This is a genomic window from Veillonella sp. 20925_1_51 (assembly GCF_041431445.1).
GTDB lineage: Bacteria > Bacillota > Negativicutes > Veillonellales > Veillonellaceae > Veillonella > Veillonella nakazawae.
The window spans coordinates 21,466-41,551 of the sequence record NZ_JAPVXT010000007.1; the positions used below are offsets into that span (position 1 = coordinate 21,466).

Here is a 20,086-nt window from a genome sequence, read left to right on the forward strand (position 1 = left end):
ATACGGTTATTTTATAGTGGTATGAATCGTATTATTACTTTACGGAGGTTTTCTTAATTGATATACTAATTTATAATTTAGGATATTTATAATTAAGTAAAAATTGAACGCTTATAAGTATAAGAGGCTATTATTTCAGAATATGAGGCATAATGGAAACGTATAGAAGTATCATTTACTATGCGATTCATTAAGGAGAGGGAATGAGTAACGTGTCGAATGAATATAATGAAGCATTACTAGAGCCACTTAAGTATTATCGGGAAGAGTTAAAGGACGCGTTTCAACAAGTAACCGAAGAATACTTTCAACAACTAGTAGATCAATCAAAGATTGATATAGATAACAACAAAGTATTAATAGATAAGTATACTGTTGTATCAGAAAATCGCGATCAATCGAATACATCATATAAACGATATGGCCTTATCAAAAAGATTGATATTGTTATTGGTATAGGTGCCATTATTTATGGTATTTATCAGTTTTCACAAGACCATATTGATATTGTAGCGGTTATTGTTTCTATACTTATATTAGTTCTATGTGTAGGGCTTTATCTATATTGGATTAAGCCTAATAGTAAGAGTCTTGAAGAAAAACTTAATGATTTAGATGCTACATTAGCTAAAATGCGCCAAGAAGGCTATGAGATGATGGCCCCTTTAAACAATCTATTTCATAGTGAAATGACTGTAGAACTTATAAAAAAGGCGATTCCTTTTATTCATATGGACTCTAACTTTAATATTGAACGATATGAACAGCTCGTTAAAGATTATGGATTCTTAGAAAAAGGTGATGTAAATCATTCCACCTTAGATATTGCGTCTGGTGATATTTTAGGAAACCCCTTTGTTTTTCTGAAGCGCATAATTCACTGGATGGATGATTATACGTATGAAGGCACCTTAAATGTTACGTATACAGAAGAGTATGTTGATTCTAATGGGAATCTAAAAACTCGTGATGTTAACGAAACATTACGGGCCGTTATAAGACAACCAGGTCCTTATTATGCCAATAAAGTATCTTTAGTGTATGGTAATCATGCGGCACCTAACCTAACATTCCATAGAAAACCACCGGAAAAAGGATTCTTTAATTTTGGTGGTGCCAAGAGTCGGATAGCCAAAGGAATAGCCAGCCTTAGACAGAAGGGTCAGGATTCATTGGAGAATGGTGGAGGCTTCCAAGCTCTAGCGAATGAAGAGTTTGATGCACAATTTAATGCATTAGATCGCAACAATGAGGTTGAGTTCCGCGTACTATTTACGCCATTAGCACAAAACAACTATAAGGATATTTTTGAAAACTCTCCATATGGAGATGACTTTATATTTAATAAAGAGTGTAAAATTAATGAGATTAAAGCTGACAATTCTCAAAATTGGGACTTTGATACATCACCATCTCAGTATTATGATTTTTCATTCCAAAAGATTAAAGAGAAGTTCATTAATTACAACTGCAGTTACTTTGATCACATGTATTTCTCATTCCTACCAATTTTAGCGATTCCTGTGTATCAACAAATGGCTTCTAATGATTATATTTATGGCAAGTCTTATAATTTCAAATACAATGATTACATTACAGAAATGCTAGCAAATAAAATGGGACTTAATTTATTTGTTCCTCCTGATGCGGCTCAGCGGAATAATGTAAAAACAATTCTTAAGACTAGCCACCATAAAAATGAAGGTGACTCTGAGGTAATTAAGGTAGATGCCTATTCTTATAGGGCTATCGAACACGTAGATCAAGTGCCTGTACGAGCTGGTAATGGTAGAACCTATTATGTTCCAGTCCGCTGGGACGAGTATGTTCCTGTTACAAAACACGAATTTATAGAGGTTTCAGAAATTAAATCTGCTGGAGAGGATTTTAATCATATTAAAGGTCTAGATCAGTATCAAAAATCTGAAAATAATAGAGATAGATCTTTTGCATACGATCACTTTATGGCAGGTAAACTATATCGACAAAATCAGTCTCTCGACGATTTATTAAATACTATTTACAAAGAATTTGGAGGTACCCAAAATGGCTAACCAACTCGACGAAATGAATCCGGAAATTATGTCTGAAGGCAGAGATGTGCATGTTATTGCTAAGGTAATCCCTGTTGAAACTAGTGGCTTTGAAAAACTTCTTCCAACGATCCTTATGGCAGTTGGTGTTATCGGTATCGTTTTAGGCATAGTTATAGACAAGTATCTAGTATCTATTATTGGCGCCATTGTATTGATTTATCCATGGTGGCGATTAAAACAAATTAGCTCAGAGTTTAATATGATGGAACAAAGAATTCAAAATGCTGCATCCGAAATTGATAACTATATGGAGCAACGTGTTGTGATTCTTTCTAATGCGGCTAAACTTGTGGAAAAATCTATTGAAGTTGATAAGGATATCCTTGTAGACATTGCTAAGTATAGAAGTGGTAATTTTTCTGAAGAATCTAGAAGTGATGTGAATGCACAACTTAACAAGGCTACAAGAGCCCTCAACGTAGCTATAGAAAATTATCCAGAATTACAAAGCCAAGATACAATTCGTGATGCAATGCAACAAAATTCTTACTTACAAAAAGAAATTACTGCAGCTAGAACGTTGTATAATGATGCTGTAAATACTTGGAATAGAGAAATCTTTGAATTCCCATTTAAAAAGATTGTAGCGGCCAAAGAAGGTAGAACTACAAGAATTCCATTTATTGCAGATCAAGAAACTAAAGAAAAAGCTAAAGGCGTTTTCTTTTAAGGGATAGGCAATTGGACGTTAGTGTATAAAGGGCATACTATAAAATCTGACATTAGTATATAAGGGGATACTATGAAGTCTTATGAAAAAGGGATTAGCTTGTCTATCTGGACATTGAGCTGGCCTATATTTATTGAAGTATTCCTACAGCTGTTAGTAGGTAATATAGACCAAGTAATGATGAGCCATTACTCTCCTCAAGCGGTAGCAGCTGTGGCTAATGCCAATCAAATTTTAAATATATTTATTATGCTCATCATTGTTATGAGTACCGCTACGACGATTTTGATTGCCCAGTATTTAGGGGCTCGAAATCAGTCTAAGCTATCAGAGGTATGTACGGTCAGTTTGGTGTTGAACTTCTTATTTTCATCTGTTGCGGCCGTATTCTTTATCACCTGTCATGAATGGATTTTTACATGGCTAGGTATACCTCCCGAAACGATGAGTGATACGTCGATATATACGACCATTGTGGCCGCAGGATTACCGATTCAGGCTATGTATTATGCGCTGGTTGCCGTATTTAGAGGCCATTCATTAACGCGTGTTACTATGTATATCGCGTTAGTTATGAATGTTATCCATATCACAACTAACTATGTATTAATATTTGGTCATGGTCCCATACCAAGCCTTGGTGTACTAGGGGTATCAATTTCTACCTGGTTATCTAAGGTGGTAGGCCTCGTAATTATTGGCTATACCTTTAAGAAGTTGCTTACTTTAGAGGTGAGCTTCAAATTTTTAAAACCATTCCCGTGGCATACGGTTAAGTCTTTACTGAATATCAGTGTTCCTTCTGGTGGTGAAACCTTAAGTTATCAGTTATCTCAGACAACGATTATGAAAATGGTCAACATCCTAGGGCTAGCTGTTATTAATACAAAGGTGTATGTATCAGTTATTGCCATGCTTTGCTATGTATATACCATAGCATTAGCAAATGCATCTCAAGTTATTGTGGGTTACCTGATGGGGGCTAAACGACAAGCTGAGGTGACAAATCGCGTATGGCATTCTATGTTGTTAGCCATTGCCATTAGTGTAGGACTGGCTACGTTCTTTTATATTACCAGTGATATTGTACTATCCATATTTACTACGGATCCAGAAATCCTATCGTTAGCACATAATGTATTACTGATTGAGATTTTTCTTGAGTTAGGTCGTGCCGTTAATATTGTTATGGTTGGCTGCTTACAAGCAGCAGGGGATATTAGAACACCGATGCTCGTAGGCATTTTTGGCATGTGGTTATGTGCTGTACCATTGTCCTATCTATTTGGAATTTACTGGGAATGGGGGCTCGTAGGCATTTGGATTGCCATGGCGGTAGATGAAATTTTACGAGGTTTATTATTTGTATATCGATGGTATAGTGGGAAGTGGAAAAATAGACGCCTCATAGAGGCATAGTCTTATATTTACACGATTTCAATATACTTTTAGTAGTTTGTAGATATAGTTAGCCTTACATTAGAGAGTGTAAGGCTAATTATTTGTGAAAGTAGGTTTATATGAGTAAGACAGTAGGCATTATTGGCTTAGGTCTATTAGGTGGTTCGTTGGCGAAGGCTTTAAAGGCCTATACCGATTATGAGGTAGTAGGTTATGCGCGTCGCCAAGAGGTTTGTGATGCGGCCATTCAGGATGGGGTGGTAAAAGCTGCTTGGACTGAGGTAGAACCATTGATTGAAAATTCAGATATAGTTGTATTTTCATTGCCTCCAGATACAAATGCAAGACTATTTACAGAAATGGCACATCTTTTTAGACTAGGACAAGTGGTGACTGATGTATCTAGTGCAAAGGAAAACTTTGTACGAGCTGTATATGATTCTATTCCGAAAGGGACAATTTTTGTGTCTGTTCATCCTATGGCTGGCTCTGAAAAGGGTGGCTATGAAGTGTCTCATAAAAACCTATTCAAAGGTATGGGGTGGATTGTACTAGAGGATAAGGCCTCTGATGTATATAGTGAAGATGTTGCTCAAGAACTAGCTGAAATGGGACGCGCTGTAGGATCACGTATTGAATTCGTCGATATCTATGCTCACGATGCGTATTTAGCTATGGTAAGCCATATGCCACATTTATTGGCATCCATTTTAACTCAAGTTTCCGGTGGTGATGAATTAGGCGAGTTGCGCATGAAATTATCTGCAGGAGGCTTTAGAGATTGTACACGTGTTGCCGGTGGTTTGCCATCTATGTGGCGTGAAATCATTTATGGTAATAGACACAATGTAATTGAAGGTCTTTCACAAATCGAATCCGAAATCAAACGGGTAAAAGAGATACTTTCACAAGAAGATGAAGGTCAAGCTTTAGAATCCTATCTTGAACGAGGAAGAGAAATCCGCGGTAAATTACCATATTTAACCGGTCAAATAAAGAATAGCTAATGATAAATAATTATTAGCTAAGGCTATACATTGATTAGCACTCATAGAATACTAACAATGAATAATTAACATTCATTTGAACTTGATGTATATTTATGTAGCTGAAGCAACGCGGTTTATGCAGTATAATGTGTATACTAGGGTTCGTAAAGAATATACATTTAACATATTATTTAGTTAAGGAGATACCATGAGTTTGTTACAAGAAACTTGTGACGCTATTAGAGGTCGCAGTCATGAAATTGAACAACATATAATCGATAGTTGGAATGCAGGTTCACCTGTAGAACAATATGGGCGACTTGTAAACGTGGTGGCTCAATATGGCGCGGCTACAAATCAGGAACAGTTAACGGTTCCAAAACCTTGTATGATTATTGCCTCTGCCGATCATGGCGTGGCCGATATGGGTGTAAGTGCGTACCCAAAGGAAACAACTGTAGGGATGACACAAAACTATCTAATTCCTAAGGGGGCGGGCGCCAATTCCTTAGCTAATTACTGTGGTGCTCAAATGGAAGTCATCGATATGGGCATTGATGCAGATATGAGTTGGGTACCAGGACTCCGTAGTCATAAACTTGGTATGGGTACAAAAAACTTTGTAGAAGAACCGGCCATGACGCGTGAACAAGCCATTGAAGGCATTGAAACAGGTATCCGCCTTGTAAAAGAGAAAATCGACGAAGGCTTTAATGTTTTCTTAGTAGGGGAAATGGGCATTTCTAATACTACTGCTAGTGCTCTTATGACTGCTAAATTTGCAGGACTCACTGCAGAGGAAGCTACAGGGCGAGGAACTAATATTTCTGATGAGCGTCTAAAATTAAAGCAACGCATTGTGCATGATGTATTAGAAAAATATAAAAATATTCCGAAAGATGATGCAATCGGAATTTTATCCTCTGTGGGCGGCTTTGAATTTACCTGTATCGTAGGTGTTATTCTAGGTGCTGCAGCGAATAATGCACTTGTTATTATTGATGGTTTTAATACATCCGCTTGTGCATTGGTTGCTAAAACATTAGTTCCACAGGCGATGGATTATGTAATGGCATCTCATTTATCTGCTGAAAAAGCGGCTAAATCTTCTTTAGAAAATTTAGGCCTTGAAGCCTATGTTGATTTAGGGCTATGTCTCGGTGAGGCCTCTGGTGGTTCCATTCAAATGGGAATGCTAGATCTTGCCGTTCATATGTATTTGGCTGTTACAGGAGGTAAGGCATGAGAACTTTTACAATTGAACCATTACATGCACCATCCATGGAAGCATGCCGATTACGTATCGATAATTTAACAAAACCTATTTATAGCCTTGCAACATTAGAGTTAATAGCTGAGCGTTTTGCAGGCATTCTGGCAGATCCTCAACCAAATCATTTGCGATATGGCGTACTTGTGGTGGCGTCGGACCACTTGGTAGATGGTCCCCAAAATAGTCAGCATGGTAGTGAAAGTTATGAGGCTATCAAACGTTTCAATGAAGGTAGAACAGCTACACAAGGGGCCGCATCTAAGTTGAATGCAGCTGTGCACGTTGTAAATATAGGTCTTGAACAAGATACAACAGATTTGACAAATATTGATCAACAAGTTATCCGTAAGGGTTCCCATTTCTTTGGTGTAGAACCTGTTATTTCTCGAGATGAACTTGAGCGAGCTCTAGAGCTTGGCTTTACCTATGCTGATAAATTACATGCTGATGGATTACAAGTGGTGGCGATTGGTAACGTAGAGGAAAGGGCATTCCTTGACTCCCTCGTAACGACGGCTACAATTACGGGCTGTGCCTATGACGATATTCTCGTTCATACCGAATGTGGACCTACGGTAGAACAACGGGCTGCTCATATTCATTCCTTTGTCGATCGTTTTAATATCGCTGTTGATGATTGGTCTGCTTTGAGTGAAAGTGAGCGCCGTGATGCGGTATTACACTTACTTCAGGTAGCAGGGGGACTAGATATTGCATTCTTAACAGGTTTTATCTTAGGTGCCGCAAGTCACCGTATGGCAGTAGTATTTGATAATGCCGTAACAGGCGCAGCTGTGTTGGCAGCAGTTACTATTGAGCCATTAGTTAAGGACTATGTATTCCCATCAGCTGCCTATGAGGAACCAATTCACAAGGAACAATGTCGATTCCTTGGAATAAAACCATGTTTACACTACAATTTACAAATTGATGAAGCATTGGGTTCCACAATGGGTCTATCTATTATCGATGCATCTATGCATATGTTAAATGATATGAAAACCTTCGTTGAAGCTGAGGTTAAAGCGGCTGAAGATGGTGCCGGTAAAGGTAGACAAAAGAATAAAGAGTAATCTATATAAAAGAGGGAGTATTAAATCCCTCTTTTTGTATGTTTTATGCTCAATTATCCAAAATTAACTGAGAATTTCATGGAAAAACCATTGACACTATATGTGTAAATTGATATTATTATAGGGCAGTCAGGACAGACTTAAATTCTTCTTGACGACAGATTGATGATTATGTTATATTAATTATCGGTTCTGTATGCGGGAATAGCTCAGCGGTAGAGCACCGCCTTGCCAAGGCGGGGGTCGCGAGTTCGAATCTCGTTTCCCGCTCCATACATTCCTCGATAGCTCAGTTGGTAGAGCAATCGGCTGTTAACCGATCGGTCGTAGGTTCGAGTCCTACTCGAGGAGCCATTTATGACTCACTAGCTCAGTTGGCAGAGCACCTGACTTTTAATCAGGGTGTCCCGCGTTCGAGTCGCGGGTGAGTCACCATTCTGGCCCGTTGGTCAAGCGGTTAAGACACCGCCCTTTCACGGCGGTATCCCGGGTTCGATTCCCGGACGGGTCACCACATATGGACGATTAGCTCAGCTGGGAGAGCGCCTGCCTTACAAGCAGGATGTCGGCAGTTCGATCCTGTCATCGTCCACCACATGCGGGAATAGCTCAGCGGTAGAGCACCGCCTTGCCAAGGCGGGGGTCGCGAGTTCGAATCTCGTTTCCCGCTCCATTAATATTCCTCGATAGCTCAGTTGGTAGAGCAATCGGCTGTTAACCGATCGGTCGTAGGTTCGAGTCCTACTCGAGGAGCCAATTTCATATGGCCCGTTGGTCAAGCGGTTAAGACACCGCCCTTTCACGGCGGTATCCCGGGTTCGATTCCCGGACGGGTCACCACATGGACGATTAGCTCAGCTGGGAGAGCGCCTGCCTTACAAGCAGGATGTCGGCAGTTCGATCCTGTCATCGTCCACCAACGTAAGCGGTTATCTTCGGATGGCCGCTTTTTGTTATATAACACAGCTTTTTGTTATATAACACAATAGCTATTCATATATATCAATAGTTATTTCTATTTGTATAAAAATAGTTATTTATTTAGAAAATATTAGTTATAGACATAAAAATAGGCATAGAAATAGACATAGAAAAAAGAGTACAACTGTAGCAGTTGTACTCTTTGTATTTAACGCGGCGCGTACATGATGATATAAACGCCCACAAGGCAGACGAGACCGCCGATGATATCATATGTGTCTGGTCGCAAACCATCGACGAGCCAACCCCATAGGATGGAAAGGGCAATAAATACGCCACCGTAGGCTGCATAAACCTTACCGAAGCTTGCTTCTGGTTGGAAGGTAGGGATAAGGCCATATAAAAATAAGATGATGGCACCAGCCAGTAAATATACAGGGCCTTTATCGTCGCGCATATAGAGCCATACTAAATAGCCGCCACCGATTTCGGCTAAACCGGCTAATATAAAGAAGAAAATAGATAAGAGCATAATAACCTCACAGTATTAATTGAAATCTATTCTCTATTGTACAACTTGTTAGCGTAGAGAGCAATTATTTAATGACCAAGGTGAATCGTTACTAGTGGTAAAGAAAAGAATGTTAAAAGACAAAGATATTAAAAGGTAAAATGTTAAATAGAGACTTTAATAGAGGATATAATAAAATTAAAAACCCGTACACATATATGTGTACGGGCTTTGGTTTGTTCTTATAAGCGTGCTGGTGATTCGCTGTGTACATAATCCATGAAGGTATGCATTGTTTCCGATTTAGAATTGTTTTTCTTAAAAGCGAAGCACACTTGTAGTTTAAATGGTTTTTCTAAAGGTATGTAGCCATCATTGATATTTAAAGAATTTAGAATTTGGCGTGCTACGATACAGCCTGATTTATTTTTTTGACAGTAGTCGATCATTGTATATGGGTTAGATAAGCGGCTACCTCTAATGTGTAGATTTTGTTGACCGTTACCAACATAATTTTTCAATGTACGATACATAAAGTACTTAGGCGGATACATAAGTAATGGTTGTTGTTGAATTGCTTTCAAGCTAGCAACTTCCATATTATCGATGATGTTTGGTGCATAGTATACGAATTCGTCCTCGCGAAGGGCGGTAGATTCATATGCTGACATATCCTTGTTATTTGGTAAGTAGAGGAGAGCAATGTCGATACGATTTTCTCGTAAGTCGAGCATCAACTCTTCTTCTTCCATGTCATAAATGCTGACAGAGAACTCAGGGTGGTTTTGGAAGAAGTGGGATACATATCCGTTAAGGCGGATGTCCCCTAAACTACGCAATACACCAATATTTAAGATTGGACGTTCTACCTTGCTAGCTAAACGGATCGATTGAATAGCACGTTCCAATGTGTCGAGAACTTGTTCTGCTTCTGGTAGGAATAATTCACCTTCTGGTGTCAAACGGCTACCTCTTGTAGAGCGGGATATTAATTTCACACCAACTAGACGCTCTAATTTTTTCATTTGAGCGCTGAAAGCTGATTGTGTGATGTTCATAGATTGTGCAGCTAATGTAAAGCTTCCTGTTTTATTATAGGTAATAAAACTTTGTAGCTCTTGCATTGTAGGTAACTCTTTCATAGTATTCCCCCAATATTGACATAAAACTCCAATGATACCTATTACCTTTCTTACTAATATTGTAGCATACTATAATTGTTTTTTCATCTAAATCTATAAAATATGATGAAGCATGCACAATCGATATAGCGAGCAATATTATCGCAAAAAAGTGTAAAATCAGTTCGCTATTATGCACTTATTTCAATGACTTTCACCATTATCAATAATTGACATAAGTAAATGAAAATGATATTATACATGAGTACCATTATGTGTAGGTACAAGTTTATATTAATCTTATGAGGTGATAATCACATGGCAACGAGAAGAGAGGCTCGATTCAAACTTTGTCGTCGCTTTGGTGTGAACGTATTCGGTCACGCAAAAGCCTTGAATCGCGTCAAAAAAGACCAACGTCAGAAAAAAATGTCTGAGTATGGCACACAATTATTAGAAAAACAAAAAGTTAAAGCTTACTACAACTTGCTAGAACGCCAGTTCGTACGCTATTATGATAAAGCGAAAAAAATGCAAGGTGTTACAGGTCAAAACATGTTGATCCTTTTGGAACAACGTCTTGATAACCTTGTATATCGCATCGGCTTCGGTAACTCCATTCGTCAAGCTCGTCAAATGGTAAACCATGGCCACATCTTGGTAAACGGTCGTCGCGTAGACATTCCTTCCTTCTCCTGCAAACCAGGCGATGTAATCGAATTGCGCGAAGCATCTCGTGACAACGAAATGTTCAAAACTAATTTCCAAGAACTTCGTTCTTTCGAACTTCCTTACATTGAAAAAGACTTAGAAGGCTTCAAAGCTACATTCACTCGTCTTCCTCAACGTGAAGAACTTCCTATCGAAGTTAACGAAACACTTATCGTCGAATTGTACTCCAAATAATTTGGCGCTTATGGGAAAACCACTCAGAATTGGGTGGTTTTTTCTTTATGACATGTCACTGTTAAAGGGATATAACAGTGTAAAAAACAATTGACATAGAACACCAAAATCTGTATACTATTTTGAGTAAGCTTTAGTCGTGTTTCCATTAGCCCCGGAAGCAAAGGACAAGCTGATTTTGGTAGAATTATGACGTTATTAGGAGGATATGCAGCATGAAAACTACATTTATGGCCAATCCGAACACAATCGAACGGAAATGGTATGTTGTTGACGCTGAAGGTAAAACTTTAGGACGCCTTGCTGCCGAAGTTGCAAAAGTTCTTCGGGGCAAAAATAAACCAACTTTCACACCACACGTAGACACTGGTGACCATGTGATCGTTGTAAACGCAGAAAAAATTCGCGTAACTGGTAAAAAATTGGAACAAAAGGAATACTTCCGTCACTCTGGTTACCCAGGTGGTTCCCGATTCACTAAATTGTCCATGATGCTTGAAAAACAACCTGAACGTGTTGTTGAAATGGCAGTTCGTGGTATGCTTCCAAAAAATAAATTGGGTGCACAACAATACCGTAAATTAAACGTATACGCTGGTCCTGAGCATCCACATGCAGCTCAAAAACCAGAAGTATTAGAAATTTCCGTACGATAATCTAGAGGGAGGAACATATAATGGCAGTAGCACAATATTACGGCACTGGTCGTAGAAAATCTTCCGTTGCTAGAGTTCGTCTGGTACCGGGCACAGGTAAAATCACTGTTAACAAACGTGAACTTAATGAATATTTCGGTCGCCAAACTTTGGAATTGATCGTAAAACAACCTTTGAACTTGACTAACACAGTTGAACAATACGATGTAATCGCAACTGTAGCTGGTGGCGGTCCTTCCGGTCAAGCTGGTGCAATTCGTCACGGTATCTCCCGTGCGTTATTGGACGTAGATGGCGAACTTCGTCAATCTTTGAAAAAAGCTGGCTTCTTGACTCGTGACCCACGTATGAAAGAACGTAAAAAATACGGTCTTAAAAAAGCTCGTAAAGCAAGCCAATTCTCCAAACGTTAATATTTGGACAACAGGTTATTACACCTGCAGACAATGTCTGCAGGTGTTTTTGCATTATAGACTGTTTATAGCTTTGGTCTTTTTTTAGTTTATGGCGTATACGATTACCGTATTGTTTTGAATTTATTGGGTTATATAATTCTATCATTTACAGGGACATTTAATTCTCCTATAATAGATATATAATAATCGAATTTTTTCGAAAATAGATTTTCATATAGGAGAAATCATATGATTTATAATACAATTCAATACGTAGTGGACAACGGCATTGGTACGTTGACATTTAATCGTCCTGCAGTGGCAAACGGTTTTAACATCGAAATGTGTAAGGAGATCCTTGAGGTTTTAGATAAAGCACATAATGATGAAAGTGTTCGTGCATTGCTTATCAATGCTGAAGGCAAGGTATTCTCTGCTGGTGGCGATTTAACAGAAATGGAACGGGCTGTAAATGATGGTGATACAGAGTCCTTATTTGAAATTGTTGAGCTCGTGGCTCAAATTTCTATGGCTATGAAACGCTTACCTAAACCTGTTATCATGAGCCTTCAAGGCGCTGCAGCAGGTGCAGCATTTAATATGGCATTGGCTGCCGATTTTGTTGTAGCTGCTAATAACGTACGCTTCATTCAAGCTTTCGTGAACGTAGGTCTTGCTCCGGATGCAGGTGGTTTGTTCTTGTTGACTCGATCCATTGGCATGAACCGTGCTATGCATATCGTTATGACCGGCGAAGCTGTTTCTGCTGAAAAAGGTAAAGAATGGGGCTTCGTGTATAAGGTGTGCGAACCGGAGGATCTAGAAACGGCTACAAGACGTCTTGTTGAGAAATTAGCTAAAGGTCCTGCACAATCTTACCGCGTTATGAAGGAAATGATGTGGAATAGTTTCTTAGCTGGCTGGGAAGAGTACAAGAAGTTTGAAGTAGAAAATCAATGCTCCTTAGGTCTTTCTGAAGACTTTAAGGAAGGTGTACGAGCTTTCACAGAACGTCGTCGCCCTAAATTTGGTCAAAAATAATAACTATTCTCTTGTAATTCTATGAAATATCATGTATTTTATAAGCAGTTACTAATATAATTCGAACCGATGTGGCTCTATATATTGAGTTACATCGGTTTTGCTTTCATAAAAAAGCAAAAGTGTATATAATAGTACTATTATAATAGTTTTAGGAGGTCATTATTACATGGCTCAAGATACAATTAAATGTTATGACGGTCCTAGTGATGTAGTCCAAGCATTGGCGGAGGATTTTATTGATTTTACCAATGATGAAATTAGCCGTACTGAAACGTGCATCGTTGGTATTACTGGGGGTTCTGTTGTAAATGGTTTGTTAGAATTACTTAACTCTCCTGAATATATTGAGCGCCTTAATTGGGAACGTATATTCTTCTTGTGGACTGATGAGCGTTTCTTGCCGCAAGCGCATGAGGATAATTACTTCAATCGCGTAAAACCTCATTTGCTATGCAAGGCAAAGGGGGCTGCTCATTTCTTGCCAATTAATACGGATTCTAAAACCGTACATGAAGCGGCTGAAGAATATGAAAAAGAGGTTCGCAATGTCCTCAAGGCGTGTAAGAAATCTGGTCTTGATTTAGTGTTGCTTGATCTAGGCGAGGATGGTCATACGGCAGGATTATTTGCAGGCTCTCACGCACTGCGTGTAGCTGATCAAGATGTAGTGGCCGTTGAAGATGGCAAGGTATGGGAACGCATTTCTATGACATTTTCTTTCCTAGCAAAATCTGATGCTGTCTGGTTTACTGTGACTGGTGAAAGCAAGCGAACTGCATTGACAAAGGTATTATACCAACGTGAAGATTACGAGGATTTAACGTGGGAAAAACGCATTGGCCGTACCTTGCCTGGTGCTGTACTTTCACAAGAAGCTGTGACCTGGTATGTGGACAAGGCAGCCTATAATGATGTACACTAAAAGATGTAAGTTTTAGTAAATATAAAGGAGATACATATGGGATCTATAGGAACACCTGAATTAATAGTTATATTAGTGATCGCTTTAGTTATCTTCGGACCTGGTAAATTACCTGAAGTAGGTAAAGCTATTGGTAAGGGCATCAATGAATTTAAAGATGCTATTTCCGGCCCTAAAAAAGCTGTTGATGAAACGAAAGAAGCCGTTAAAAAGGCGACTACTATCGACGTAACAGCAGGGGCTAAAAACGACGATAAACATAAAGAAGCTAATGATTAATAGGAGGTATCACTATGTGTAAAGATTGTGGTTGTGGTGAAGATAATGGCGTTGTAACAAAGGTATTTACTGTGCCTGGTATGATGTGCAATAACTGTAAAGAAACTGTTGAAGGTGCATCCCTTGGTTTACCTGGTGTTTTGAGCGCAGAGGTAAATTTGCCAGAGAAAACAGCGACTGTTTCTTTTGATCCAGCAAAAGCATCTGTTGAAGTTATTACAAAAGCTATTGAACGTACAGGCTTTGAAGTAGAAAGCGTTGCAGATGGTGTACAAGAACATAGTCATGGTTTACTAGGAACATTGAAACGTTTCTTCAAATAATCGAACCCATTGGGCTGTATTGAAACACTGTTTCGATGCAGCCTTTTTTCATAAAGAGGTAATAAAATGATACGCAAGTTTGATGCTGAAAATTTCAAGTGGGATGGCGTCGATACCTTGGTATATAAACAAGATGGTAGCCCTTTTAAAGATGTAACACGTCAAGTTTTATACGAGGGGGCCTTTGATATTCCATGCCAATTCCGCTATTTTGAATGCTTGCCAGGTGGGTATTCTACGCTTGAATATCATGAACATACACATATGGTTATGATATTCCGCGGGAAGGGTCAAGTCTTATTAGGCGATGAGATCCATGATGTAGAAGCTGGTGATTTTATTGAAATTCCAGGCAAAACGATACATCAATTCCGGGCTAATAAAGGAGATTATATCGGATTCCTTTGCTTGGTTAACCAAGATCGGGACAAGGTAAAATTATTAACCCCTGAAGAGATGGATACATTGCGCTCTAATCCAAAGATTAAAGAATTTTTGGAAAGTTGCTAATTTATATGGCGGTTATGTGTAATGACCGCCATATAGTTTTTTATAATCAACAGTAACTGTTGATATGTGTAGTTTGATAGGGAGGTTCTATGAATACCTTTACACGCGCCGCACTGACGGTACTGGTAGGACTTGTGATTTGGTTCTTGCCTCATACAGAGGCGATTAAGCCTGAAGGATGGCATTTATTAGCTATCTTCACGGCTACAATTGTAGGTTTTATTTTACGACCTTGGCCAACAGGTATTATGGCACTCTTTGGTATTGTTGCGGCAGTAGCAACAAATTCTATTACCATGGTGCAAGCATTAGGTGGTTACGCTGAAGCCAATGTATGGCTTATCGTAGCAGCTGTATTCTTTTCTAGAGGCATTATTAATTCTGGCCTTGGTAAGCGTATCGCGTATACTTTGATTCGCTCCTTTGGTACTAGTTCCTTAAAGTTAGCTTATGCATTGGCTTGTACGGATCTTATTATTTCTCCTGCCACGCCATCTAATACGGCTCGTGGGGGCGGTATTATTTTCCCAATTGTACAAAACATTTCGTTAGCCTTTGATTCTGAGCCAAATGGTAGTACGGCACGTCGTATTGGGGCGTACTTGATGACCACGGCTCATACGATAAACACCATTACTGTAACAATCTTCTTAACTGCTTGTAGTGGTAACTTATTGATTACATCCTTAGGTGCAAAATTATTTGGCTATGATATTTCATGGTGGGAATGGTTCCAAGCAGGTGTAATCCCTGGTGTAATTTGCATGATTTTGATGCCTTGGTTTATTTATAAAATCTATCCGCCTGAAATTAAGGAGACACCTCAAGCAGCGGTAATGGCCCAAAAAGAGCTAGATATACTAGGTCCTATTACAAAGGCTGAAATTTCAGTGGCTATTATTTTTGTACTTTGTATTTTGTTGTGGTCCACAGCGATTTGGACGAAGTTACATCCTACTGTAGTTGCTATGATGGGTGTACTTGCGTGTGTAGTTACAGGATCCCTTACATGGGAAGATATTCTAGGTGAACGCACCGGTTGGGATATTCTAATCTGGATGGGTACCCTCGTTGGTATGGCTGGTTTACTTGGCAAGCTCGGTGTTGTTGCAGTATTTGCTGATTTTGTAAGTCAACATCTTGTAGGTATTGATTGGTTCTGGGCATCTTTCATTATCTCCGCAACCTTTGTATACTCTCAATATTTTTTTGCCAGTGGTACAGCTCGTATTACAGCATTATTCTCCGCCTTTGCAGCTATCTTGGTAGCAATGGGCGCACCAATTCCATTTACCATCTTGCTCTTTGGTTTGATGAACAGCCCTGGCTGTACATTAACACATTATAGTTCTGGTGTAACACCAATCTTCTTCGGTGCTGGTTATGTACCACAAGGAACATGGTGGCGTGTAGGCCTTGCTATTTCTGTGGTTAGCTTTTTAATTCACTTCTGGGGCGGTACCCTTGGCATGTGGCTATTCGGTATTCTATAATATTCAAAAATCCCTCACAGTAGTGGGGGATTTTTGATTTGCGCTACCTATTAAGCAGTTTGTTATCGTTTTATTTTCTATGTGTATTAGATAGGTAGTGTATTATTGTTATTGCTATAGTTTTTATATATGGTAAACTTTAAAAATTTATATGATAAATCTATAGAATATTTATTGCACGACATTATATAAAGTGTTATTATTATTTTATGATTACAGATTACTTTAGGAGGAAACATGTTGGGTTTAGTCATTAGCTTGTTGATTATCGCGCTCGTCGTGATTATTAAAGACATTCGAATTATGAACAACAACTTAACACGTTTTTGTCTTAAAGGTTCCACGAATGGTTTAATATACAATCAATAAGATTTGACTATACGGTTTGTTTCTTATGTGTATTTATTCCAAGGGATACATAGGTCGTTTATGTACATAGGAATTCTGTAAACAAAAGGAATATCATTTGTAAACTTTTAAGACGATTCATAAGAATCGTCTTTTTTTATTAAGTTGAAAAGTGTCCAAGTGGATGCTTTCAAGAAAAGTGAGGAGATTAACATGAGTTGTAGAAGTGACAATTTAAAAACAGGCGTAGCACGTGCACCACACAGATCTTTGCTAAAAGCTCTTGGTTTTGTTGATGAAGAAATGGGCAGACCAGTCATTGGTATTGCGAACTCTTTCAACGAAATTATCCCTGGTCACGTGGGCTTGAAAAATATTGTACAAGCCGTAAAAGACGGCATTCGCAACGCAGGTGGTGTGCCAATCGAGTTCAATACAATTGGTATTTGTGACGGTTTGGCGATGAACCACATCGGTATGAAATACTCCTTGGTAACTCGTAATATCATTGCTGACTCCATCGAAGCAACAGCTATGGCAACACCATTTGATGCTATGGTATTCATTCCAAACTGCGATAAAGTAGTACCTGGTATGTTGATAGCTGCAGCTCGTCTAAACATTCCATCCGTATTCGTGTCTGGTGGTGCTATGCTTGCAGGCGTACATAATGGTAAAAAAATCGGTTTGTCTGATGTATTCGAAGCAGTAGGTAAACATCAAACTGGTGAAATGGGTGATGCTGAGTTATCTGAAATCGAAAATACAGCATGTCCTACATGTGGTTCTTGCTCTGGTATGTACACAGCTAATACAATGAACTGCTTAACAGAAGCTCTTGGTATGGGGCTTCCTGGTAATGGTACAATTCCAGCAGTATACTCTGAACGTTTACGTCTTGCTAAATTAGCAGGTATGCAAGCAGTAGAGGTATTGAAAGCAAATCTTCGTCCTAAAGACATTATGACACGCGAAGCCTTTGAAAATGCAGTAGCTCTAGATATGGCTTTGGGTGGTTCCTCTAATACAGCACTTCATTTACCAGCTATCGCTCACGAAGCAGGTGTACCATTGTCCTTGGACGACTTCGATCGCATTGCACAAAACACACCTCAATTGTCCAAACTTTCTCCATCTGGTAAATACTTCATCGAAGACTTGTATGCTGCAGGCGGCGTATCTGCTGTGTTGAAACGTTTAGCTGAAAATGGTCGTTTGCATACAGATTGCAAAACTGTAGCTCTTAAAACACAAGGTGAAATTGCAGCGGTAGCTCATGTAACTGATGAAGACGTTATTCATCCTTGGAATAATCCTGTTCATGAAACAGGTGGTATTGCCGTTCTTAAAGGTAACCTTGCTGTAGACGGTTCCGTTGTAAAAGCAGGTGCCGTAGATGAAGATATGCTTGTTCACTCTGGTCCAGCAAAGGTATTCAACAGCGAAGAAGAAGCTGTTGAAGCTATTACAGGCGGTAAAATCGTAAAAGGTGATGTGGTAGTTATCCGTTACGAAGGTCCTAAAGGCGGCCCTGGCATGCGCGAAATGTTAACACCAACATCCATGATCGCAGGTATGGGTCTTGATAAAGACGTAGCCTTGTTGACTGATGGTCGTTTCTCTGGTGCTACACGTGGTGCATCCATTGGTCACGTATCTCCAGAAGCTGCGGCTGGTGGCACAATCGCCGTTGTTGAAGATGGTGACATTATCAATATCGATATTCCAAACGGTAAATTGGAATTGGCTGTATCTGATGAAGAAATCGCTCGTCGTAAAGCCGCATTGAAACCATTCAAATCCAATGTAACTGGATACCTTAAAAAATACGCTCTTCATGTATCCTCTGCAGCACAAGGTGCTATCGAAGTATTTGAAGACTAATAGTAGATTTTCATTAATACTAACTAGAGGAGATAGAGTACATGCATAAGTTGTATGATTTTATGGAGGCTCGTGAGCGATTAAGCACAATCACGGTGAAAACAAAATTGCTTCACAGTGATGTGTTCTCCGATGAAAGTGGCAATGATGTATATATCAAGCCAGAAAACTTGCAAATAACAGGTTCCTTTAAGGTTCGTGGTGCCTATAATAAAATTGCAAAATTAACAGAAGAAGAAAAGGCGCGCGGCGTTATTGCCGCGTCTGCCGGTAACCATGCGCAAGGTGTAGCGCTTGCTGCAAAACGTTTAGGCATTAAAGCGACAATCGTTATGCCAAAACATACACCTCTCATCAAGGTTAATGCTACAAAACAATATGGTGCCGAAGTCGTTCTACATGGTGAGATTTATGATGAAGCTTACCAAAAAGCGATGGAATTACAACAAGAACACGGCTATGTGTTCGTCCATCCTTTTGATGACGAAGATGTTATCGAAGGGCAAGGTACAATTGCATTAGAAGTTCTTGAGGAATTGCCTGATGCGGATGTATTGCTAGTTCCTGTTGGTGGTGGCGGTATTGTTTCTGGTATCGCAGCTGCGGCAAAATTAAAAAATCCTAGCATTAAAATTATTGGTGTAGAACCAGAAGGCGCGGCTAGTGCAATAGCTGCGCTAAAAGAAGATCATCCTGTACCGCTCAGTGAGGTGGCAACTATCGCAGATGGTACAGCTGTACGTCAAATCGGCGAAACTACATTAAAATATATTAAGAAATATGTAGATGAAATTGTTACTGTCTCTGACTATGAATTGATGGAAGCATTTTTGTTGCTTGTAGAAAAACATAAGTTAGTAGCAGAAAACTCCGGTATTTTACCATTAGCGGGTCTAAAAAAATTAGACTGCAAAGGTAAAAAGGCAGTAGCCATTGTCAGTGGCGGGAATATCGACGTACTTACCATTTCCTCTATGATCAATAAAGGTCTCGTATTACGTGGTCGTATCTTCACTTTCTCTGTCAATCTTCCTGATAAACCAGGTCAATTGGTTGCTGTATCTCAAATGCTTGCAGATGCGGATGCAAACGTTATTAAACTCGATCATAATCAGTTTAAAAACCTTGACCGCTTCCATGAAGTGGAATTGCAAGTGACTGTAGAAACAAATGGTGAAGAACACATCAAACACATTATTGATACTTTCAAAAATAATGGTTACATTATTAAACGATTAAATTCCAGTGAGATTTTATCTGAATAGCTGGTC

20 protein-coding genes and 9 tRNA genes are annotated in these 20,086 nt (G+C 39.2%); 27 read left to right on the plus strand and 2 right to left on the minus strand.

Translation table 11 applies throughout. The annotated features are described in order from the left end of the window. The first annotated feature begins 203 nt into the window (after positions 1-203). From O3607_RS07885 to O3607_RS07955, 15 genes are all read left to right on the plus strand, one after another. The gene (locus tag O3607_RS07885) at positions 204-2,054 is read left to right on the plus strand and encodes an MAG1210 family protein (RefSeq protein ID WP_371443651.1); all 1,851 of its coding nucleotides are present in this window, start codon (positions 204-206) and stop codon (positions 2,052-2,054) included. Beyond that, positions 2,047-2,766, plus strand: coding sequence for a LemA family protein (locus O3607_RS07890; RefSeq protein ID WP_024064444.1), 720 nt, complete (start codon positions 2,047-2,049; stop codon positions 2,764-2,766). Before O3607_RS07885 ends, O3607_RS07890 begins: the two co-directional genes overlap by 8 nt. A 72-nt stretch (positions 2,767-2,838) precedes the next feature. Continuing rightward, complete coding sequence (locus O3607_RS07895; RefSeq protein ID WP_227283214.1) at positions 2,839-4,185, plus strand: MATE family efflux transporter; 1,347 nt, start codon at positions 2,839-2,841, stop codon at positions 4,183-4,185. A gap of 101 nt (positions 4,186-4,286) precedes the next feature. Further along, positions 4,287-5,174 (plus strand): prephenate dehydrogenase/arogenate dehydrogenase family protein, encoded by an 888-nt coding sequence (locus tag O3607_RS07900; protein WP_227283215.1) that lies wholly within the window; start codon positions 4,287-4,289, stop codon positions 5,172-5,174. 190 nt (positions 5,175-5,364) lie between these two features. Next, complete coding sequence (locus tag O3607_RS07905; RefSeq protein ID WP_371443652.1) at positions 5,365-6,402, plus strand: nicotinate-nucleotide--dimethylbenzimidazole phosphoribosyltransferase; 1,038 nt, start codon at positions 5,365-5,367, stop codon at positions 6,400-6,402. After that, complete coding sequence (locus O3607_RS07910; protein WP_371443653.1) at positions 6,399-7,502, plus strand: nicotinate-nucleotide--dimethylbenzimidazole phosphoribosyltransferase; 1,104 nt, start codon at positions 6,399-6,401, stop codon at positions 7,500-7,502. The genes O3607_RS07905 and O3607_RS07910 overlap by 4 nt, the downstream gene beginning before the upstream one ends. 198 nt (positions 7,503-7,700) lie before the next feature. Continuing rightward, positions 7,701-7,775 (plus strand) — tRNA-Gly (locus O3607_RS07915). Between the two features lie 5 nt (positions 7,776-7,780). After that, positions 7,781-7,856, plus strand: a tRNA-Asn gene (locus tag O3607_RS07920). Between the two features lie 5 nt (positions 7,857-7,861). Beyond that, positions 7,862-7,937 (plus strand) — tRNA-Lys (locus O3607_RS07925). A 4-nt stretch (positions 7,938-7,941) separates the two neighbouring features. Beyond that, positions 7,942-8,016 (plus strand) — tRNA-Glu (locus O3607_RS07930). 5 nt (positions 8,017-8,021) lie between these two features. Then, positions 8,022-8,097: transfer RNA gene (locus O3607_RS07935), tRNA-Val, on the plus strand. 3 nt (positions 8,098-8,100) lie between these two features. Beyond that, a tRNA-Gly gene (locus O3607_RS07940) sits at positions 8,101-8,175 on the plus strand. A gap of 7 nt (positions 8,176-8,182) precedes the next feature. Beyond that, a tRNA-Asn gene (locus tag O3607_RS07945) sits at positions 8,183-8,258 on the plus strand. Between the two features lie 9 nt (positions 8,259-8,267). Beyond that, a tRNA-Glu gene (locus O3607_RS07950) sits at positions 8,268-8,342 on the plus strand. A 3-nt stretch (positions 8,343-8,345) separates the two neighbouring features. Then, positions 8,346-8,421 (plus strand) — tRNA-Val (locus O3607_RS07955). A 210-nt stretch (positions 8,422-8,631) separates the two neighbouring features. Here O3607_RS07955 and O3607_RS07960 read toward each other — a convergent pair. Both O3607_RS07960 and O3607_RS07965 read right to left on the minus strand, forming a co-directional pair. Further along, positions 8,632-8,955 (minus strand): YnfA family protein, encoded by a 324-nt coding sequence (locus O3607_RS07960; protein ID WP_060923798.1) that lies wholly within the window; start codon positions 8,953-8,955, stop codon positions 8,632-8,634. 221 nt (positions 8,956-9,176) lie between these two features. Then, complete coding sequence (locus O3607_RS07965; protein ID WP_060923797.1) at positions 9,177-10,076, minus strand: LysR family transcriptional regulator; 900 nt, start codon at positions 10,074-10,076, stop codon at positions 9,177-9,179. 297 nt (positions 10,077-10,373) lie between these two features. Between O3607_RS07965 and rpsD the strand changes: the two genes are divergently transcribed. The 12 genes from rpsD (at position 10,374) to ilvA (ending at position 20,080) form a co-directional block, all read left to right on the plus strand. Then, a complete protein-coding gene (rpsD, locus tag O3607_RS07970) occupies positions 10,374-10,961 on the plus strand; it encodes a 30S ribosomal protein S4 (RefSeq protein WP_004695181.1) in 588 nt (195 codons plus the stop codon). Between the two features lie 215 nt (positions 10,962-11,176). Then, positions 11,177-11,617: a 50S ribosomal protein L13 gene (rplM, locus tag O3607_RS07975; RefSeq protein ID WP_005381375.1), complete on the plus strand. Its 441-nt coding sequence runs from the start codon at positions 11,177-11,179 to the stop codon at positions 11,615-11,617. 20 nt (positions 11,618-11,637) lie between these two features. Further along, positions 11,638-12,030 (plus strand): 30S ribosomal protein S9, encoded by a 393-nt coding sequence (gene rpsI / locus O3607_RS07980; RefSeq protein WP_005377846.1) that lies wholly within the window; start codon positions 11,638-11,640, stop codon positions 12,028-12,030. A gap of 231 nt (positions 12,031-12,261) precedes the next feature. Next, on the plus strand, positions 12,262-13,053 hold the full coding sequence (locus tag O3607_RS07985) for an enoyl-CoA hydratase (protein ID WP_302209151.1): 792 nt from the start codon (positions 12,262-12,264) through the stop codon (positions 13,051-13,053). 169 nt (positions 13,054-13,222) lie between these two features. Beyond that, on the plus strand, positions 13,223-13,978 hold the full coding sequence (pgl, locus tag O3607_RS07990; RefSeq protein WP_371443654.1) for a 6-phosphogluconolactonase: 756 nt from the start codon (positions 13,223-13,225) through the stop codon (positions 13,976-13,978). A 36-nt stretch (positions 13,979-14,014) separates the two neighbouring features. Then, the gene (locus O3607_RS07995) at positions 14,015-14,257 is read left to right on the plus strand and encodes a twin-arginine translocase TatA/TatE family subunit (protein WP_004695192.1); all 243 of its coding nucleotides are present in this window, start codon (positions 14,015-14,017) and stop codon (positions 14,255-14,257) included. Between the two features lie 14 nt (positions 14,258-14,271). Next, positions 14,272-14,580, plus strand: a complete 309-nt coding sequence (locus O3607_RS08000) for a heavy-metal-associated domain-containing protein (protein ID WP_129823903.1) — start codon at positions 14,272-14,274, stop codon at positions 14,578-14,580. Positions 14,581-14,646: 66 nt separating this feature from the next. Then, complete coding sequence (locus O3607_RS08005; protein ID WP_371443655.1) at positions 14,647-15,090, plus strand: cupin domain-containing protein; 444 nt, start codon at positions 14,647-14,649, stop codon at positions 15,088-15,090. 89 nt (positions 15,091-15,179) lie between these two features. Then, on the plus strand, positions 15,180-16,583 hold the full coding sequence (locus O3607_RS08010) for a DASS family sodium-coupled anion symporter (protein ID WP_024066645.1): 1,404 nt from the start codon (positions 15,180-15,182) through the stop codon (positions 16,581-16,583). A 237-nt stretch (positions 16,584-16,820) separates the two neighbouring features. Further along, positions 16,821-16,952, plus strand: a complete 132-nt coding sequence (locus O3607_RS08015) for a hypothetical protein (RefSeq protein WP_267471744.1) — start codon at positions 16,821-16,823, stop codon at positions 16,950-16,952. Between the two features lie 192 nt (positions 16,953-17,144). Further along, positions 17,145-18,815, plus strand: a complete 1,671-nt coding sequence (gene ilvD, locus O3607_RS08020; protein WP_227721031.1) for a dihydroxy-acid dehydratase — start codon at positions 17,145-17,147, stop codon at positions 18,813-18,815. Positions 18,816-18,856: 41 nt separating this feature from the next. Next, positions 18,857-20,080 carry a threonine ammonia-lyase gene (gene ilvA, locus O3607_RS08025; protein WP_213467196.1) on the plus strand — a complete coding sequence of 408 codons (1,224 nt, stop codon included), beginning with the start codon at positions 18,857-18,859 and terminating at the stop codon, positions 20,078-20,080. Positions 20,081-20,086: the final 6 nt, after the last annotated feature.

Coding starts and splice junctions, on each gene's coding strand:
- O3607_RS08015 (WP_267471744.1), top strand. CDS start 16,821: ATGTTGGGTTTAGTCATTAGCTTGTTGATTATCGCGCTCGTCGTGATT.
- O3607_RS07890 (WP_024064444.1), top strand. CDS start 2,047: ATGGCTAACCAACTCGACGAAATGAATCCGGAAATTATGTCTGAAGGC.
- O3607_RS07910 (WP_371443653.1), top strand. CDS start 6,399: ATGAGAACTTTTACAATTGAACCATTACATGCACCATCCATGGAAGCA.
- ilvA (WP_213467196.1), top strand. CDS start 18,857: ATGCATAAGTTGTATGATTTTATGGAGGCTCGTGAGCGATTAAGCACA.
- O3607_RS07895 (WP_227283214.1), top strand. CDS start 2,839: ATGAAGTCTTATGAAAAAGGGATTAGCTTGTCTATCTGGACATTGAGC.
- O3607_RS08010 (WP_024066645.1), top strand. CDS start 15,180: ATGAATACCTTTACACGCGCCGCACTGACGGTACTGGTAGGACTTGTG.
- O3607_RS07900 (WP_227283215.1), top strand. CDS start 4,287: ATGAGTAAGACAGTAGGCATTATTGGCTTAGGTCTATTAGGTGGTTCG.
- rpsD (WP_004695181.1), top strand. CDS start 10,374: ATGGCAACGAGAAGAGAGGCTCGATTCAAACTTTGTCGTCGCTTTGGT.
- rplM (WP_005381375.1), top strand. CDS start 11,177: ATGAAAACTACATTTATGGCCAATCCGAACACAATCGAACGGAAATGG.
- O3607_RS07965 (WP_060923797.1), bottom strand. CDS start 10,076: ATGAAAGAGTTACCTACAATGCAAGAGCTACAAAGTTTTATTACCTAT.
- O3607_RS07905 (WP_371443652.1), top strand. CDS start 5,365: ATGAGTTTGTTACAAGAAACTTGTGACGCTATTAGAGGTCGCAGTCAT.
- O3607_RS07960 (WP_060923798.1), bottom strand. CDS start 8,955: ATGCTCTTATCTATTTTCTTCTTTATATTAGCCGGTTTAGCCGAAATC.
- O3607_RS08005 (WP_371443655.1), top strand. CDS start 14,647: ATGATACGCAAGTTTGATGCTGAAAATTTCAAGTGGGATGGCGTCGAT.
- O3607_RS07985 (WP_302209151.1), top strand. CDS start 12,262: ATGATTTATAATACAATTCAATACGTAGTGGACAACGGCATTGGTACG.
- rpsI (WP_005377846.1), top strand. CDS start 11,638: ATGGCAGTAGCACAATATTACGGCACTGGTCGTAGAAAATCTTCCGTT.
- O3607_RS07885 (WP_371443651.1), top strand. CDS start 204: ATGAGTAACGTGTCGAATGAATATAATGAAGCATTACTAGAGCCACTT.
- O3607_RS08000 (WP_129823903.1), top strand. CDS start 14,272: ATGTGTAAAGATTGTGGTTGTGGTGAAGATAATGGCGTTGTAACAAAG.
- pgl (WP_371443654.1), top strand. CDS start 13,223: ATGGCTCAAGATACAATTAAATGTTATGACGGTCCTAGTGATGTAGTC.
- O3607_RS07995 (WP_004695192.1), top strand. CDS start 14,015: ATGGGATCTATAGGAACACCTGAATTAATAGTTATATTAGTGATCGCT.
- ilvD (WP_227721031.1), top strand. CDS start 17,145: ATGAGTTGTAGAAGTGACAATTTAAAAACAGGCGTAGCACGTGCACCA.